At 54.3% G+C, this 15,829-nt stretch carries 11 protein-coding genes; 8 read left to right on the top strand and 3 right to left on the bottom strand.

The features are described 5' to 3' along the window. The first annotated feature begins 27 nt into the window (after positions 1-27). The 7 genes from G6R38_RS22845 (at position 28) to G6R38_RS22815 (ending at position 11,091) form a co-directional block, all read left to right on the top strand. Positions 28-2,361: a PSD1 and planctomycete cytochrome C domain-containing protein gene (locus G6R38_RS22845; RefSeq protein ID WP_166831108.1), complete on the top strand. Its 2,334-nt coding sequence runs from the start codon at positions 28-30 to the stop codon at positions 2,359-2,361. 79 nt (positions 2,362-2,440) lie between these two features. Beyond that, the gene (locus G6R38_RS22840) at positions 2,441-3,793 is read left to right on the top strand and encodes a DUF1501 domain-containing protein (protein ID WP_390881463.1); all 1,353 of its coding nucleotides are present in this window, start codon (positions 2,441-2,443) and stop codon (positions 3,791-3,793) included. Between the two features lie 148 nt (positions 3,794-3,941). Next, positions 3,942-5,513 (top strand): sulfatase family protein, encoded by a 1,572-nt coding sequence (locus G6R38_RS22835; RefSeq protein ID WP_166831106.1) that lies wholly within the window; start codon positions 3,942-3,944, stop codon positions 5,511-5,513. Positions 5,514-5,897: 384 nt separating this feature from the next. Next, on the top strand, positions 5,898-7,241 hold the full coding sequence (locus G6R38_RS22830) for a DUF1501 domain-containing protein (RefSeq protein ID WP_166831105.1): 1,344 nt from the start codon (positions 5,898-5,900) through the stop codon (positions 7,239-7,241). Between the two features lie 35 nt (positions 7,242-7,276). Next, the gene (locus G6R38_RS22825; RefSeq protein ID WP_166831104.1) at positions 7,277-8,413 is read left to right on the top strand and encodes a sialidase family protein; all 1,137 of its coding nucleotides are present in this window, start codon (positions 7,277-7,279) and stop codon (positions 8,411-8,413) included. 153 nt (positions 8,414-8,566) lie between these two features. Continuing rightward, on the top strand, positions 8,567-9,943 hold the full coding sequence (locus G6R38_RS22820) for a hypothetical protein (protein ID WP_166831103.1): 1,377 nt from the start codon (positions 8,567-8,569) through the stop codon (positions 9,941-9,943). An 86-nt stretch (positions 9,944-10,029) separates the two neighbouring features. Further along, positions 10,030-11,091: a hypothetical protein gene (locus tag G6R38_RS22815; RefSeq protein WP_166831102.1), complete on the top strand. Its 1,062-nt coding sequence runs from the start codon at positions 10,030-10,032 to the stop codon at positions 11,089-11,091. 67 nt (positions 11,092-11,158) lie between these two features. On the opposite strand, the gene G6R38_RS22810 is transcribed toward G6R38_RS22815, so the two are convergent. Beyond that, a complete protein-coding gene (locus G6R38_RS22810; RefSeq protein ID WP_166831101.1) occupies positions 11,159-12,598 on the bottom strand; it encodes a hypothetical protein in 1,440 nt (479 codons plus the stop codon). Between the two features lie 57 nt (positions 12,599-12,655). After that, the gene (locus G6R38_RS22805; RefSeq protein ID WP_240928345.1) at positions 12,656-13,840 is read right to left on the bottom strand and encodes a hypothetical protein; all 1,185 of its coding nucleotides are present in this window, start codon (positions 13,838-13,840) and stop codon (positions 12,656-12,658) included. Positions 13,841-14,417: 577 nt separating this feature from the next. On the opposite strand from G6R38_RS22805, the gene G6R38_RS28275 reads away from it, so the two are divergent. Then, positions 14,418-14,540, top strand: coding sequence for a hypothetical protein (locus tag G6R38_RS28275; protein WP_261345410.1), 123 nt, complete (start codon positions 14,418-14,420; stop codon positions 14,538-14,540). A 70-nt stretch (positions 14,541-14,610) separates the two neighbouring features. Here G6R38_RS28275 and G6R38_RS22800 read toward each other — a convergent pair whose 3' ends face one another. Then, positions 14,611-15,699, bottom strand: coding sequence for an alpha/beta hydrolase (locus tag G6R38_RS22800; protein WP_166831100.1), 1,089 nt, complete (start codon positions 15,697-15,699; stop codon positions 14,611-14,613). Between the last annotated feature and the right edge of the window lie 130 nt (positions 15,700-15,829).

The following is a 15,829-nucleotide window of genomic DNA, read 5'->3' as shown; positions in this document are numbered from 1 at the left end:
CCTTCCTCTTTCCGTGAGCCAGCCGCCGTGCACCGTTTCCGAAAGTTCACGCTTCCCCTGTTGACACTATTGCATTGCGTTTGCTTTGCAACCGATGCCACTGCGGCGGACATTTCTCCGGCGGATCGGGATTTCTTTGAGAAGAAAATCCGTCCGGTCCTCGTCAAACATTGTTATCAATGTCATTCCGCCGACGCCAAAGAATTGGGTGGCAATCTCAGACTCGATACACGAGAGGGATTGCGGACTGGCGGACAATCTGGCGCGGCGATTGTGCCCGGTCGGCCTGATGACTCACTGCTGATTCAAGCATTGCGATACGACGGGACGGAGATGCCGCCCGAGACTCCGTTACCCAAAACAATCGTGCACGACTTCAGCGAGTGGGTCACGCGAAATGCTCCTGATCCTCGTGTCAGCAAGGCTGAGCCCGCTGCGAAGCAACAGGAAGCGATTCCATCAGAGCTTTGGTCACTGCAACCCGTCGTGAATGCATCCAAACCCGCCGTTGAAAATTCTTCATGGCCTCGAAATGAAATCGATTCTTTCATTCTCTCACGATTGGAACAAGCGGGTTTGACGCCCGTCTCGGATGCGACTCCACAAGCCTTGATTCGCAGAGTCTATTACGACCTGATCGGCCTGCCACCAAATTATACCGAGGTCAGAGACTTTGTTTCCGCTTACGAGCGGGAAGGTGAGTTGGCTTACGAACGCTTGGTTGACGACTTGCTGTCTCGGCCGCAATTCGGCGAACGATGGGGGCGATATTGGCTTGATGTGGCTCGGTACGGGGAGTCGAACGGGAACGACGGCCTAGGGCGAAACCCAACATTTCCTCACGCTTGGAGGTACCGAGATTATGTCATCCAAGCCTTCAACGAGGATCGCCCGTATGACCAGTTTCTCATGGAACAGATTGCCGGCGATTTACTTCCGGTCGACAACGCGCAGCAACGAGATCGATATCTTGTGGCAACGGGTTTCTTGGCCATGACAGCCAAGCCGGCAAAGGCGATGAACAACAACTTTGCCATGGACGTGGTGGCCGATCAGATTGACGTCGTCACTCGAGGAGTCATGGGGCTGAGCGTTGCCTGCGCACGATGTCACGACCATAAGTTCGATCCCGTTCCAACGCGGGACTATTACGCTCTTGCAGGTTTGTTTACGAGTACGGAAACGCTGTGGGGAGTCGCTGGACATGAAAAACTGACCGCACCGCCAACCGATCTTCACGTCCTTAAGACAGCTGAGAAAGTTCCACCGCCCGAGGGGTTCGTTGAAACGGTTTTGGTTTTGGAGTCGAACACTGGCAAGCCGAAGCCCATTCCGAAGTCGAAGTGGGAACCTGGCACTCCGCTGGCGATGGGCGTTCGCGATGCAAAAAAGCCAGCCGACTGCAAGCTTAATATCAATGGTGATTCCCGCAAACTCGGAAAGCCTGTACCTCGCGGCTTTCTGAAAGCCTTGAATTTTGACGGAGCCGAGGCGTTGAAAGTCAATGCTGCCTCAAGCGGCCGACTGCAATTGGCTCAGTGGATCACCCATCCGAACCACCCACTCACCGCTCGGGTCATGGTCAACCGGATTTGGCAATATCTGTTTGGTGAGGGGATTGTGAGGACTCCGGACGACTTCGGTAAATACGGTGCCCGGCCGACTCATCCTCTACTACTCGATCACCTAGCTATTCGATTTCAGGATGCTGGATGGTCAATCAAAAGTCTTGTTCGTGAGATCGTCATGAGCCGAACGTATCGACTTGGAAGTCAGGTCAACGAGACACTCATGCTGGAGGATGAGGAGAACTTATTGCTCGGCCGACACGATCGCAGGCGACTCGACGCCGAATCGTTACGGGATAGCATGCTCGCCGTTAGCGGACAACTTGATCTCGCACCGCCGTCCGGATCGCTGATTCGCCATCGAGACATTTTGATCAACTTGTCTGGTAGTCTTCATCAACCAAGTCGGCACCGCAGCGTTTATCTATGTTATCTACGAAATTCGCCTCCCCCGTCCCTGGCCGCTTTTAATCTCCCCGACTTTCGTGCGGTGACTGGTCAACGAGATCAAAGCACGGTCCCAGGTCAAGCGTTGTATCTTTTCAATAATCCGTTCGTCATTGAACAAGCCGAACAATTGGCGAACCGTTTGATGCAAGAAGAACACACTCCGACACAACGAATTCAACACGCCTACCAGCAGGTGTTGCAGCGAGACGCCTCTCCTGAAGAGTTGAAACAGGCGGAGAAGCTCGTTGATTTCACCTTGACTGAAACTCAAAATCGCCTTGACGCCTGGAGTAGCTTCTGCCAGGCATTGTTGGTTACGAACGAGTTTCGCTACGTCGATTAACTGACATCGACAAAGCAAATCGAGCTCGCGATTGACCACTTCGAGAGTCACGGACATCCAAAAGAGAGAGTCAGCGATGATGCATTCACGACGAGACATGTTGCAAGCCACCTCTTGTGGCTTTGGGTATCTCGCTTTGCAGGCTCTGTGCGGTCAGACACAGGCGGCTGGCTCGGCACGCAAAGAAAACTTAGCCGCGAAGACTCCGGCCTTTCCAGCACGAGCCAAGCGAGTCATTTTTCTCTGTATGAGTGGTGGACCAGCTCATCTCGATACCTTCGACTACAAACCACAGTCCGGCAAATCACCACACCCCGGTTCGGTCTTCTCCTTCGACCAACACGGGGAGAGTGGACTTTGGATTTCCGAATTGCTGCCAAATCTGAGTCGCCATGCCGACGACCTCTGCGTAATCAACGGGATGCACGCGGACACAACAATTCACGCGCAGTCGTTTTTGCAATTACACACTGGTGATCGGTTACGGGAACGCCCCAGCCTTGGCTCGTGGGTCAGCTACGGTTTGGGTACGGAAAACCAGAATCTGCCGGGTTTCATCAGCTTCAATACGAGTAAAGCGTCGATCTATTCGAGTGCATTCCTACCGACAATCTATAACGGCACTCCGATTGGCGTGAACGGGGAGGATATGTCGCAGGCAACCATCAGCGATATCTCGGGTCGACACCTGCCAATTTCGTCGAAAGAAAAACAGCTCGATTTCGTGCAGATGATGAACCGTCGTCACCGGGAAATGCGGGCCAATGACAAGCAGTTGGAAAGCGTGATCGAATCGATGGAACTGGGATTTCGGATGCAGATGTCGGCTCCTGATCTTCTCGATCTCAGCTCAGAAACGGCTGAAACACTGGAACGTTATCGGGTCGGCAAGAACAACAAGCAAATCGGCACTTGCAAACCGAGCGACTTCGGGCGGCAATGTCTGTTGGCGCGGCGTTTCGCGGAAGCGGGAGTCCGGTTCATTGAAGTGAATCATGGGAGTTGGGACCAGCACAAAAATCATCGCCGAGACCTGAAAGCGAACTGTGAAGCGACTGACGCCCCCATCGCCGCTCTGCTCGATGATCTGAAAGTTCGCGGGATGTTGGACGACACCCTCGTCGTTTGGGGTGGGGAATTCGGGCGGCCCGGTCTCAGTCCCGACAAAGACAAAGACGCCACTGGTCACAACTCACGTGGCTTTACATTTTGGTTGGCGGGAGCGAAGGTGAAAGCGGGCTACACTCACGGCAAGACGGACCAGACGGGCTCCCGTGCCGTGGAAGGAAAAGTCCATTTTCGTGATTTGCACGCAACAATTCTGCACGCCCTCGGACTGCCCGCAAATGACCTTACCTATTGGCATGCCGGTCGCGACCACCGCCTCACGGGTCCAGAAGGTGGTCAAGTCGTTCAAGAGCTGTTTGCGTGACTTCTCGTTCAAACTTCCGGGATTGAGAAAATCGACCGTGTGGTCCAGTAGTTTCCGAGACTCCACATCTTGGCGAGCCAATGGCTAGGTTGTCAGTCTTCGGACTCGATCAACGCACGGTCTTCCCTTCGATTTGCAAAGATTGATTATGAAGCGATCGTTTTTTCAATGCGTCGCAGGAATTGTTCTTGCTGTTTCTTTCCAATCCATAGCGAACGGCGAACAGCAGCGGCCAAATATCCTGTTTCTTTTCTCGGATGATCATGCGCTCAATGCGATCTCAGCTTATCAGGGTCGACTTGCCAAAATCGCACCAACGCCGAACATCGATCGGCTCGCCCAGGAAGGTGCTGTCTTCCTCAACTCGTTCTGTGGCAACTCGATTTGTGGTCCCTCACGTGCCACGATTTTGACAGGCAAACATAGCCACAAGAATGGTTTCATGCGGAACGGAAACCGGTTTGATCCCCATCAATGGACAGTTGCCAAAGAGTTACAACAAGGCGGCTATAACACGGCCGTGATTGGCAAGTGGCACTTGAACTCAGATCCTGTCGGCTTTGATTATTGGGAAATCCTGCCAGGCCAGGGCAACTATTATAATCCCGTCTTCATTCAGAAGGGTGGGAAACGCAAGCGATTTGAAGGATACGCCACGGATCTTACAACGGAAAAAGCTCTGGGTTGGCTAAGTCACCGCGATACTTCAAAGCCGTTTTTCTTGATGTGTCAGCACAAGGCGCCGCATCGGACTTTTTCACCAGCTCTCCGACATTTAGGGGCGTTCGATGATGTAACGATCCCTGAACCGGCCAATCTCTTTGATGACTATGCGAATCGCAGTCCGACACTCGCCCAAAACGAGATGGAAATCGACCGCCACTTTGATTGGGCCTACGACGCCAAAGTCCGCAAGGACGAACGAGGCAATATCACGCTACCAAAACCGGACCGCTACGGCACACCGGAATACAACCGGATGACCGCAGCTCAAAAGAAGACTTGGGACGCCTACTTTGGACCCCGAAATCAGAAATTTCTAAAAGACTATGCCGCCGGGAAGCTATCACATTCGGATGTTGTTCGGTGGAAGTATCAGCGGTATATGCGGAACTATCTGAGCACTGTCAAAGCGGTCGATGAGAGTGTAGGACGGATGCTCCAGTATCTCGACGAGAACAATCTCACCGATAACACCGTCGTGATTTACTCATCCGATCAAGGTTTTTTCCTGGGAGAGCACGGCTGGTACGACAAACGCTGGATGTTTGAGGAATCGTTCCGCATGCCGTTCTTGATTCGTTGGCCCGGTGTTGTGAAGAACGGTTCGCGACCGACAGAGTTGATTCAAAATATTGACTATGCTCCCACATTTCTTGAGATAGCAGAACTTAAAACTCCATCGGAAGTGCAAGGTCGCTCACTGGTGCCAATACTCGATGGTTCCGCCAAGGAATGGCGTCAATCGCTTTACTACACCTATTACGAACTAGGGGAACATGCGGTTCCCCAGCATTTCGGCGTGCGTACGCAAACTCATAAGCTCATCTACTTTCCACAGACTGACAAGTGGAATCTGTTTGATCTTGAACGCGACCCACACGAAATGAAGAGCGTTCACGCCGATCCGACTTACCGCCCCATACGGGAATCGCTCGTTGCAGAGTTCAATCGCTTACGCCAAGTGTATGATGCTCCGCCTTTGCCCCGCAGTCGATGACTTCTCAAGTATGTAGTAACCGTTCAAGACTTGAATAAGAACTTGATGAGATTGAATGACTGTGAACGTCTGGCCGTCTTTCGAGAATCATTCCTAGAGCGCGTTTACCATATGTGTAGCGTCTTAACCGCGTCTCACAGGCGATGGGTTCGCGGATTAACCCGATCGACTTGCCAGATCTTAGATTCGCCTTGGGCGAGGAATCTTTGCACCGGACCACTTTACGCCTTGTTGACGACGGACACGAACGTTGAATTCGTGCTAGTCCCGCTACTGGATGCCAAAGCGAAATCCATTTGGTAATCGACCCAGGTTTTGATCTCGTTCGGCAGTTTGATACGCTAATGGCATCGAATTTCTCGCAGCCTGCAAGGGGGGACCGCGATGCTGAAGATTGAAGGCAACAGACTCCGGCTTTGTGATGGGCTTCCGCGAAGGTCGTTCTTGCAAATCGGCGGTTTGGCCATGGGCGGACTGTCGCTCCCTCAGTTGCTGGCCGCCGAATCGCAGGGCGAGTCAACGCGGCATAAATCCGTGATCATGATTTTCCTGGCCGGTGGACCGCCGCATCAGGATATGTTCGATCTCAAGCCGAATGCTCCCAAAGAGGTTCGTGGCGAATTCGATCCGATTGCCACCAGCATCCCGGGTATTCAGATCAGCGAATTGATGCCTCGTGTTGCGAGCCAGATGGACAAGTTCGCGATGATCCGATCCCTTGTCGGAGCCGAGGGTCGGCACGATTCCTTCGAGTGTTGTACTGGGCATCACTTCCGAAGCAATCAGCCGCAAGGCGGATGGCCTGCGATGGGGGCGTCACTTTCCAAGCTGTTCGGTCCCGTTGATCCTGCGGTGCCGCCTTACATCGACCTCTCCCACAAGATGGCCCACGATCCCTGGAACATCAAAGGCTCGGGATTCCTGGGAATGTCTCATGCGCCGTTCCGGGCGGATGGCGAGTCGATGAAGAACATGCGCGTCGCTGCGGGTGGTTCTGCCAAGCTCAACAGCCGAGCCTCGCTGCTTGCGCAGTTGGACCAGTTCCGCCGGGTGGCCGATGAAAACGTGGGTGCCGGACTTTATGACACCTTTACGGAACAGGCCCTGGGCGTTCTCAGTTCTTCCAAGCTCGTCGCGGCGCTCGATCTGGAACAGGAAGACGCGGAAACCCGCGCTCGCTATGGGCAGGACAACCCGAAGGTCCTCAATTACTCGCTCGACAAAGGCTATCAAGCCATTATGTCACGTTTTCTGCAGGCCCGTCGGCTGGTGGAGGCGGGAGCCCGCTGCGTGACGTGCAGCTTTGCCCATTTCGATTGGCACGGAAACAACTTCGGAAATGCCCGCAAGGTTGTGCCCCTCTTGGATCAAGGCGTGGCCGCGTTGGTACAAGACCTACATGAGCGAGGACTCGACAAAGATGTGACGGTCCTGGTGTGGGGAGAATTCGGCCGTACGCCTAAGATCAACGAACGCGCCGGGCGGGACCATTGGCCACGAGTTCACGCGGCCTTGCTGGCGGGGGGCGGCATGAAAACCGGGCAAGTCATCGGTTCGACCAACCGCTTGGGTGAAGAAGCTGCAACTCGCCCCGTTCACATGCAGGAAGTGTTTGCGACAGTCTACAAGAACCTGGGCATTGACGTCGCTCAAGTCACGATTCCGGATCACAACGGGCGTCCCCAATACCTCGTTGAACAGCAGGATGTGATTCATGAGTTGATCTGATCCGCCGCCCCCGAAACTGAGAAAGATGGCTCGTTATGAGACACACTGGCCTTGGATTCGTTTTTGTTGGGTTGAGCGGGCTACTCCTGACAACGGCGTTCGCCGATGAGGGATTGTGGCTGGCGCCCGGCGTCGCACCTCTTCCAACCGATAAACTCGGTCCCTTTGTGAGAACCTCAGACGGAAGGATTCTGGCGATCGATGCGGCAGCCAGCTACGTCAGTCACGATGAAGGAAAGACGTGGTCGGAGCCTCGGCCGCTTTTCCCAGATGGCGACGACATCAAGGTCAGCAACGAGCGGGCCGTGTTTCGCACCTCCAATGGTACGATCATCGCCGCCTTTATGAATCTCAACGAGCGGCATTGGACTTGGAACGATGACCTGACCGACGCACCGGGGGCTCGGCTACCGACGTATGTGATGCGAAGCCAGGATGACGGGAAAACGTGGCAAGACATTCAAAAAATGCATGAGGACTGGTCCGGCGCGGTCCGCGACATGATCCAGACAAAAAGCGGACGCGTGATTTTCACAGCGATGAAAATGCAGCACGATCCCGGCCGTCACGCTGTTTTGACCTATTCCTCCGACGACGACGGGAAAACATGGAAAGCTAGCAATCTGATTGACCTCGGCGGGTCCGGTCATCACGGTGGCGTTACGGAACCCACGCTGACGGAACTTCCCGACGGACGTCTCTGGATGCTGATCCGAACGAATTGGGGCGAATTCTGGTCAGCGTACTCGCATGACGGCGGCCGATTTTGGCGGGTCATCAAGCCCTCGGGCATCCCTTCCAGCAGCGCGCCGGGCTTGCTCAAACGACTTCAGAGCGGCCGGTTGCTGTTGGTCTGGAATCGCCCCTTCCCTGATGGAAAAACCGAATGGCCAAAGAGCGGTGGCGACAACCGGTGGTCGGAGACGCCGGTGAGCAACCATCGCGAAGAGTTGTCGGTAGCGTTTTCAGACGACCACGGAAAAACGTGGACCGAACCCAGCGTGATCGCGCATCGACACAACACCCCGCGCGGCAGGAAATGGGTGGCCTACCCCTATGTGTTCGAAAGCAGTCCCGGACAACTATGGGTCACAACGATGCAGGGCGGGCTCCGCGTGCAGATTCGCGAGAAAGATTTCCTGAAAGGCGGAAACGCAGGCGAGTCGAAATGATGCATTTCGGGGCAAGGGTGGATCAATGTCTTGAGAAGTGAAAGCGGTTCACTTCGCAGCGTTGGTGTTCGAGGCCGGATTGACCGACGTGGCATTGGCAGAACGCCAACAACGGCCCAATGTCTTATGCGTTGGATTATCATAGGAAGTCATATGAAATACCTCTTCACTCTATTACTTGTTTTTGCACCGCTGATGTTGCAGGCAGCCAGCGCCGACGAGGCCCCCTTGCGGCTGGCCGTTTTTCAAATAGACGCGACACCGCCCCTTGGTTCGCCGCTGTGTAACGGGGCCGTCCAACCGGCAATGGAAATCGTGTCGCCATTGACGGCTCGCGGCGTCGTGCTGCTCGGCGCGGGTGAACCCATCGTCCTATGTGCATTCGACTGGGTGGGGATTGGTAACGGCAGTTACGATGAATTCCGAAGGTCGATTGCCAGGTCCGTCGGAACGAAGCCCGCTCGCGTCGCACTGCACGCTCTGCATCAACATGATGCTCCAGGAAGCGACTTCGCCACTGAAAAACTGCTCGCCACGCATGGGCTGAGCCGTCAGTTCTCCAACGCAGACTTTGACGCCGAAGTTATGGAGCGGGTGTCTGCCGCCGCGAAGCAGTCCTTGGCCAAGGCTCGGTCTGTCACGCACGTCGCACTTGGTTCGGGCAAGGTCGAGAGAGTTGCATCCAATCGGCGAATCCTGGGACCGGACGGACGAGTCGCTATCCAGCGTCAAAGTAGCGGCGGTCGGAATCCGGCTGCCCGCGATGCGCCGGAAGGCACGATCGATCCGCTGGTCCGGTTGGTTTCTTTTTGGAATGATGACAAACCGATTGCCGTCTTGACTTATTACGCCACGCATCCTCAAAGCTATTACGGTCGTGGCGGCGTTAACTGGGACTTCGTCGGGATGGCTCGGGAGATGCGTGAGAATTCGCTGTCGGGTCTGCCGCATATTCACTTTAACGGTGCGGGTGGAAACGTTGCCGCCGGAAAATACAACGACGGGTCCAAAGAGAAACGACCACTGCTGGCCCAGCGGCTGGCCGACGGGATGGAACGGGCCTGGCAATCGCAGAAAAAATCGCCGATCGCCGCGAAAGATGTCCAGTGGTTTGTCAAGAAAGTGCCACTCCCCGTGCGAGACACGCTGGTCGAAGAAGCACTGCTGGCGAAACTTCAGGATGACAAGCAGCCGAAACGAGAGCGACTTCGCGCGGCACGCGACCTCACGTTCGTCCGTCGCATGAATGGGGGCCATCAAATTCCGCTGAGCTGTCTGAAGCTTGGACATGCCCGAGTGCTTCACATGCCGGGCGAACTGTTTGTCGAATACCAGCTCGCCGCGCAGCGGATGCGTCCAGACGACTTTATCACGATGGCCGCCTACGGCGATTACGGTCCTGGCTACATCGGCACAAAGATTGCCTACGGACAGGGTGGCTATGAGACCGGTCGTGTTTCACGCGTCGCACCCAAAGTCGAGAACGTCCTGATGGATGCAATGGAGCAACTCCTAGAAGTGCATCATTGATAACAGGCCGGCCGGAATTGCGAAGAAACGGAACTGTCGATTCTGCTGGTGGAACTCAAAAATCTTGAAAAGTCGTCGAAGAAACAATGAAACGCACAATACTATTTCTAACTTTCTGGATGGGGCTCGCGAGTACGGCACTCAGCCAGAATCAGACACTACCAGAGATCGAAGTCCAGAATGTCAGACGCATGTTTCACAACGGAGAGCACAATGCCTTCACTGATCTGATCCGGTGGAAAGGCAAGTTCTGGTTGACTTTCCGATCTTGCCCCGACGGACACATGGTGTTTTCGACATCGCGGATCATCGTGCTAAACAGTGAAGACGCCCGCACCTGGCAGAAGGTCTACACATTTTCCGTTCCGTTACGAGATACACGCGACCCGCATTTTCTTGCGTTCAAAGATCAGCTTTTCGTTTACACAGGCACTTGGTATTCCGGCGAAGGCGAACTGCCGCGAAACAGGTACGACATCAACAAACACCTTGGTTACGGCGTGAAAACAGCGGACGGGACAACCTGGTCGGAACCGTTTCAGCTTGAAGGCACCTACGGCCATTACATTTGGCGGGCCGCGACGCACGACGGTAAAGCGTACCTCTGTGCACGACGCAAACGCGGCTACAGCGAGTCGGAATCCGGAGCCGGCGCGACCCCCATCATGGAAACCGCGATGCTGGAGAGCGAAGACGGGATCAACTGGCGATACTGCTCGCTGCTCCAAACGACGAAAGGCAATGAGACCGCATTTCTGTTCCACAAGAACGACGAACTACTGGCGATCAGTCGCACACAGGGACGCGAACCAGCGCTGCTCTTGCAGTCGTCTCCGCCGTATCAGAAAGTGACGCGCAAAGCTCTGAGCGAATACATCGGTGGCCCGCTCCTCGCCCGCTGGGGGAACAAGTTGATCGTCGGCGGACGTCGCTTCACCAATGCCGGCACACGCACGATTCTCTACTGGTTGCATGAAGACACGCTCCACGAATTCGCCGAATTACCTAGCGGTGGCGACACTTCCTATCCTGGCTTTGTTGAACTTCAAGACGGCAGCGGGCTCGTCTCGTGGTATTCCAGTCACGAGAAAGACGCAGCGGGCAAAACGATCACCGCGATCTACCTCGCGAATTTAAAGAGGAAATGAGGAACGGCTGTTGTTGATCTTGGCCAGTGCCTGGAGTGTGCGGATCGACAATGCCCAATCACGCAGTCTACTTGCTCAAGCTTTCAAGTTCATTGAGCATCTTCAGAAGATTCTCGGTGAGGATCACAGAGGCATCTTTTTGGACGATGTTTGTGCCAAGCCAGGTTTCATATCCGCCGAGTCGATGTTGTTCGGGCGTAGGTAAGTAGCCATGCCGTCCATTAGCCAGACCAATCACCATTGTCTTCGGAAAGGGACTTCGGTCTTTAATTTCCAGGCCGATCTCAACGAGTGTTTCAAACGGAATTCCGACAACTGCCAACTCTCCGATTCGAATCGCTTGAATGGTCACGGTCAGAAAGTCCTCGTCACGCTCGTATGCCCGCAACGTCTTGCGGGCATAGTTCTGCGCATTCTTTGGTAGCCGGGCAATGGCATCTGGGTCCTTGAGTGCGAGCACCTCGCGGGCATCTGCCACTTCGCCTGCGTTTGGCCGCCGATACTTCAGTTCAACTTTCCGCTCAATCATTCCCAGAATGATATTGCTGTCGTGGGAATCAATCTTTTTGTACGCGAAGTAGGCGGCATCAGCAGCTTTTCTGGCAACAATCCCAATCTGTTCAAACGGCTCTCTCGGCGGGCGATTAACGAGGAAAGGGATGTTATTGATATCACCCGATGCACCATTCGACATGATCGCAACAAACTCCGAATCAGCCCGCAAACGGCTCGGCATTAGACGCGAAAACTCTCCAAAGTAATCCGACGAGGCGTGTTTCTTCTCGACACCACCGACATAGTGCAAAGCGTAATTCGCCAGCAGTCCAAGCGGCTTTCGCTTTTCGTTTTGAAGCGACAGAATCATCAGCTCTGGATCGACCGGGCCCGCAGGACGATCAAGAACTGCTGGATTTGTACCGGGATTCATTTTGACAAGGTCCATCTTCCCGAAGGGATTCACAGGCATCTTACCCGGCTTCAAGAACCAGCGTCGATTGAACACTTCCTCTGGAAGATCGTGTGATGCCATCCCGACAGAAGCAGGCTGCAAATTTTCAAACGCTTCCGTGATGACTTGGGCAAGACTTTTGACCAACAACTTCCGATATGCCACATCACCCGGCGAACCCTCCGTCCGATTGGACGGCGGTGCCGAATGCGTATGTGTCGACGAAATCAACATCTGCTCGACAGGAATTCCGGTCTTCTTCGCGGCGATCTGCTTCGCTTCGTTGAGCATTTCTGGAGGAGCACCAAGAGCGTCGAGAACGGCGATTGCGATGGTTATGTTGCCGTCGTCGAGGACAATCGCTCGGGCGTGTAGCGGGTCATGCACCGCACTCGCGTCCGTCGCTTTTCCACTTCGCAAACTGACGGGAAATTGCTGTGGCGAAACATCCACAGCCGAAGCCCCTGCCCGCAACTTTCCAGCCTCGGCGTCAGAAGTAGCCAACGAAACCGCGAACCCGCACAACAGCACGATCAGAGCCAGAGCCGAACGATTCATGGAAACGCCTTTTCGTCAACTAATAGGAAATGATAGACGCCGGACACGGACACACCACTACGAAGAACGGATTCCACGATAGAAACGGCCTAGGGCTTCGACTTTTTCCCAGTCTTTCGATATTCCATTCCAAAGAAACGCCATCACACCAGACGAAGGCTGTCGGGTGCCGTAATCGAGAACTGTCGAGACCTGGTCCACGGCAACGGGTTCACCCCAATCTGCCAGTTGAACAATCGGCCAGATTTGTTGCTTCTCGCTGCTGTCACCTCTTAACTTGAGCAATCGCCCCAGTTCCTTTGTTTGCCTCGCAATCCACGCCGGGTCCTGAGGGTGTCCGAATCGAGCGTGGTAGGGCATGATGCTAAAGATGTCTAGATATTTCGCTTGAGCCGGGAGATCGATGGCCAACTTATGCCGGATCGCTCCGTCGTAGTCCTCAGGTGACCACGGGCAGTGGAAGGTTCCCAACAGCGTCTGCGGACGGACCGCTTCGAGGATTTCTCGGTATTCGCGCACCCAATCGGTAAACACGTCGCACCGGAACTGTGTCCAAGCCCGACGATGACGACCGAGCAACTTCTCGGCTGCCGCTGGCACGGAGTCCGGCAAGGAGATTCCCGTCTTCCGCTGAAACTGTTTCAAAGCTTCCTGCGAGAAATCGGTATCGGGCATGTCCGGTTCGGCTCGTTCCCAACTCGCGTGAGAATGATGATAGTCCAACCAGATCCCATCGATTGCATACGTTTCCAACACTCGCCGAAATTCATCCATACGATTTTTGCGATATCCGGCATCGAATGCACTCACACCTTGCCAACCGTGCGGAGCCGGTGACGGTGAACCGTCCGCTCCAATCGGGGCCGCCTCAGGATGCTTTTTCAGGTAGCTCGCAAAATGCATGGAGTTGAATTCGGCGAATACTTTAACCCCCAACTGATGGTATTGTTCGATTTTGTCTTGATTCAGACCGCTCGATCCCACCCAAATCGCATTGATCCCATAGTCCGCGGGAGTCTCTCCACGTTTCAAGATCGCATCTGGGAACCCGCCATAGATGCCTCGGACTTGTACCCAGGGTCGTGGCTGGACTTTCATCGGCTTGGTTTCCTCGGCGAAGGCAGCTCGGTCAAACAACAGCTTCCCGGCTCCAGCGGCGATTGCTCCGCTAGTGAGAGACTTCAAGGCGTCGCGACGGGAACACCTACGAGCTAGCAGAGTCTGGTCAGGTAGTCGAGTCATCGAAGCAATGTCTCCTTGACGAAGAGTTGAAGGAATACAATGGCGATCCGGTCACCGGTCAACATACTAGGCGTCGGATCTTCAGCATCATCCACCCGGCCAAAGGGTGCAAGTCTGCCGTTCTGTTTTCCGAGATGACTGACGATTTCTCGCGTCTATCGACCGATGGCACTCCGGCCCTCGTCATCACCTTTTCGTCCGAAGGGACGTTTGTCACCGAATTGATCAGCGTCAGCAGTGGGCAGAAAAGCTTCGCCGTCGTAGCATCGTCCTTCTTGTTGAGCCCTATTCGAATCAAGGCTAGGACAATACGATCCCTGCCTTTCTATTTGAGGATTCAACTGCCAATCTCCCGCGTCCTCGATGAATGGAACGCCATTGGCGCCGTTATGATTACTTTTCTGGTTCTTGCGATGTCGTTCGTCACTCTGTCATCAATGGCTCAGAAGGTGGATCGATACACAATCGAAGTATATGTTCGGATAATTTTGAAAAAGAATGTCCAAACTCCTCAACGAACGGCAGATCTACGTTGCATGAAACGAAAGCCAATCAATTTGAGAGCCACGAAGAGTTCATGAGGTGCTTTCTGGAGTGCCAGCGGGGTGGCGGCGAGAAATGGCGGGGGAACTTGATGAGCGGCGGATTCATCTACGATGGCGAGCGAGGCCACATGACGATCGCGCGCAATAAGTTCTAATGTAATCCCGCTAATTTGGTTGAAGGTGCCCCAGATACTTCAGAGAGAACGTCGGGATGACTTCAACGGATTACTCCTCATCGTCGATGAAGTCGATACTCCGCAGGAACGTTTCGACCTCACGTGTACTGCGTTCCATGAAGGCGGGTTGCATCATAAAACTGTGGCCGCCACCTTCATAAATTTTGAGCGTAAACTGTTGGCCGAGTGACCTCGCCTGTTTGACGAACGCTTGTTGATGCTCGTATAGGTGATCCCGTGTGCCGAACATGATCAACGTGGGCGGCAACGGCTCTTTCGTCAAAATGCGGGACGCGGACATCTTCAAAGCGTCGTCGGCGGGGTGCAATAGTTGCCAGTCTCGTTCGTTGAACATCTTCAATATTTGCTGAAACCGTTCGACTTCATCACTCTCGATGCCTTTCTCGTCGCCCAGTCTAGCGGCCAATTCAATCAGGTTGGCTCGATGGTCAAGCGGCGTCACATACTCGCGCTCGGTGTCTTTGACGAATCGCGATAACAAAGGTTCGAATGATGGCGCATCGGCCTTGACCTGTTCCAACATCGCAGCAGATTTTACAAACCAAATGTTGATCCCATCAAAGGCCGGACAATATAACACCAAGGCGTCCGGGCGATGTGAAATCGACCGGTCATCCTGCGGATCTTCGAACGCTTTGTTGATGGACGACTGGAGTGCGAGATCACCGCCGCCCGAGGTGCCGGTGGCGGCAATCCTTTCGGGGTCGATGCCAAGTTTATGGCAATTCGCTCGTAACCAACGGATCGCGCTTTTGGAATCTTCGACTTGGTTCCGCGGTTTGGGAGCCTTTGCGATCTCATCCAAGCTCATCCCAGGCAACTTCCCGGAATTCACGCCGGCCAGCACCGGTTTGACAATCACCATTCCAAGCCGTCGGAAGTGCTCGCGTTGCTCCGGAATTCGGCAACGAAATATGACCAACGCCGGCCGCTCGTCGGTCGCTTTCCAACCGTCGGGATAATACACCGTGAGCGTTCGACGCGGCTCTTGCTTGTAAACGAATCGTCCTGTCTTAACTTGATCGCGTTTCGTTTCGGTCTTTTGTTTGCCACCGAAAGCAACGATTTGACCACACGCAATCCAAAGCAAGAATGCAGTTTTCGCAGTGAGTGTCATGAATCACCTCTGACGAACAATAGCCTAAGAGGCGAACAGAAAACAAGGTTTTGGTTGATTCTGTTGCCGGTTGGATGTCTCGATTCCAGATGCGATAACAGATGACGCTCATGGCCAGAGTATCCCAAGC

The sequence above is a fragment of the Thalassoroseus pseudoceratinae genome (genome assembly GCF_011634775.1).
In the GTDB taxonomy this organism is placed as follows: domain Bacteria; phylum Planctomycetota; class Planctomycetia; order Planctomycetales; family Planctomycetaceae; genus Thalassoroseus; species Thalassoroseus pseudoceratinae.
The sequence above is the reverse complement of the archived record's forward strand: the minus strand, read 5'-3'. Positions and strand labels throughout refer to the sequence as shown.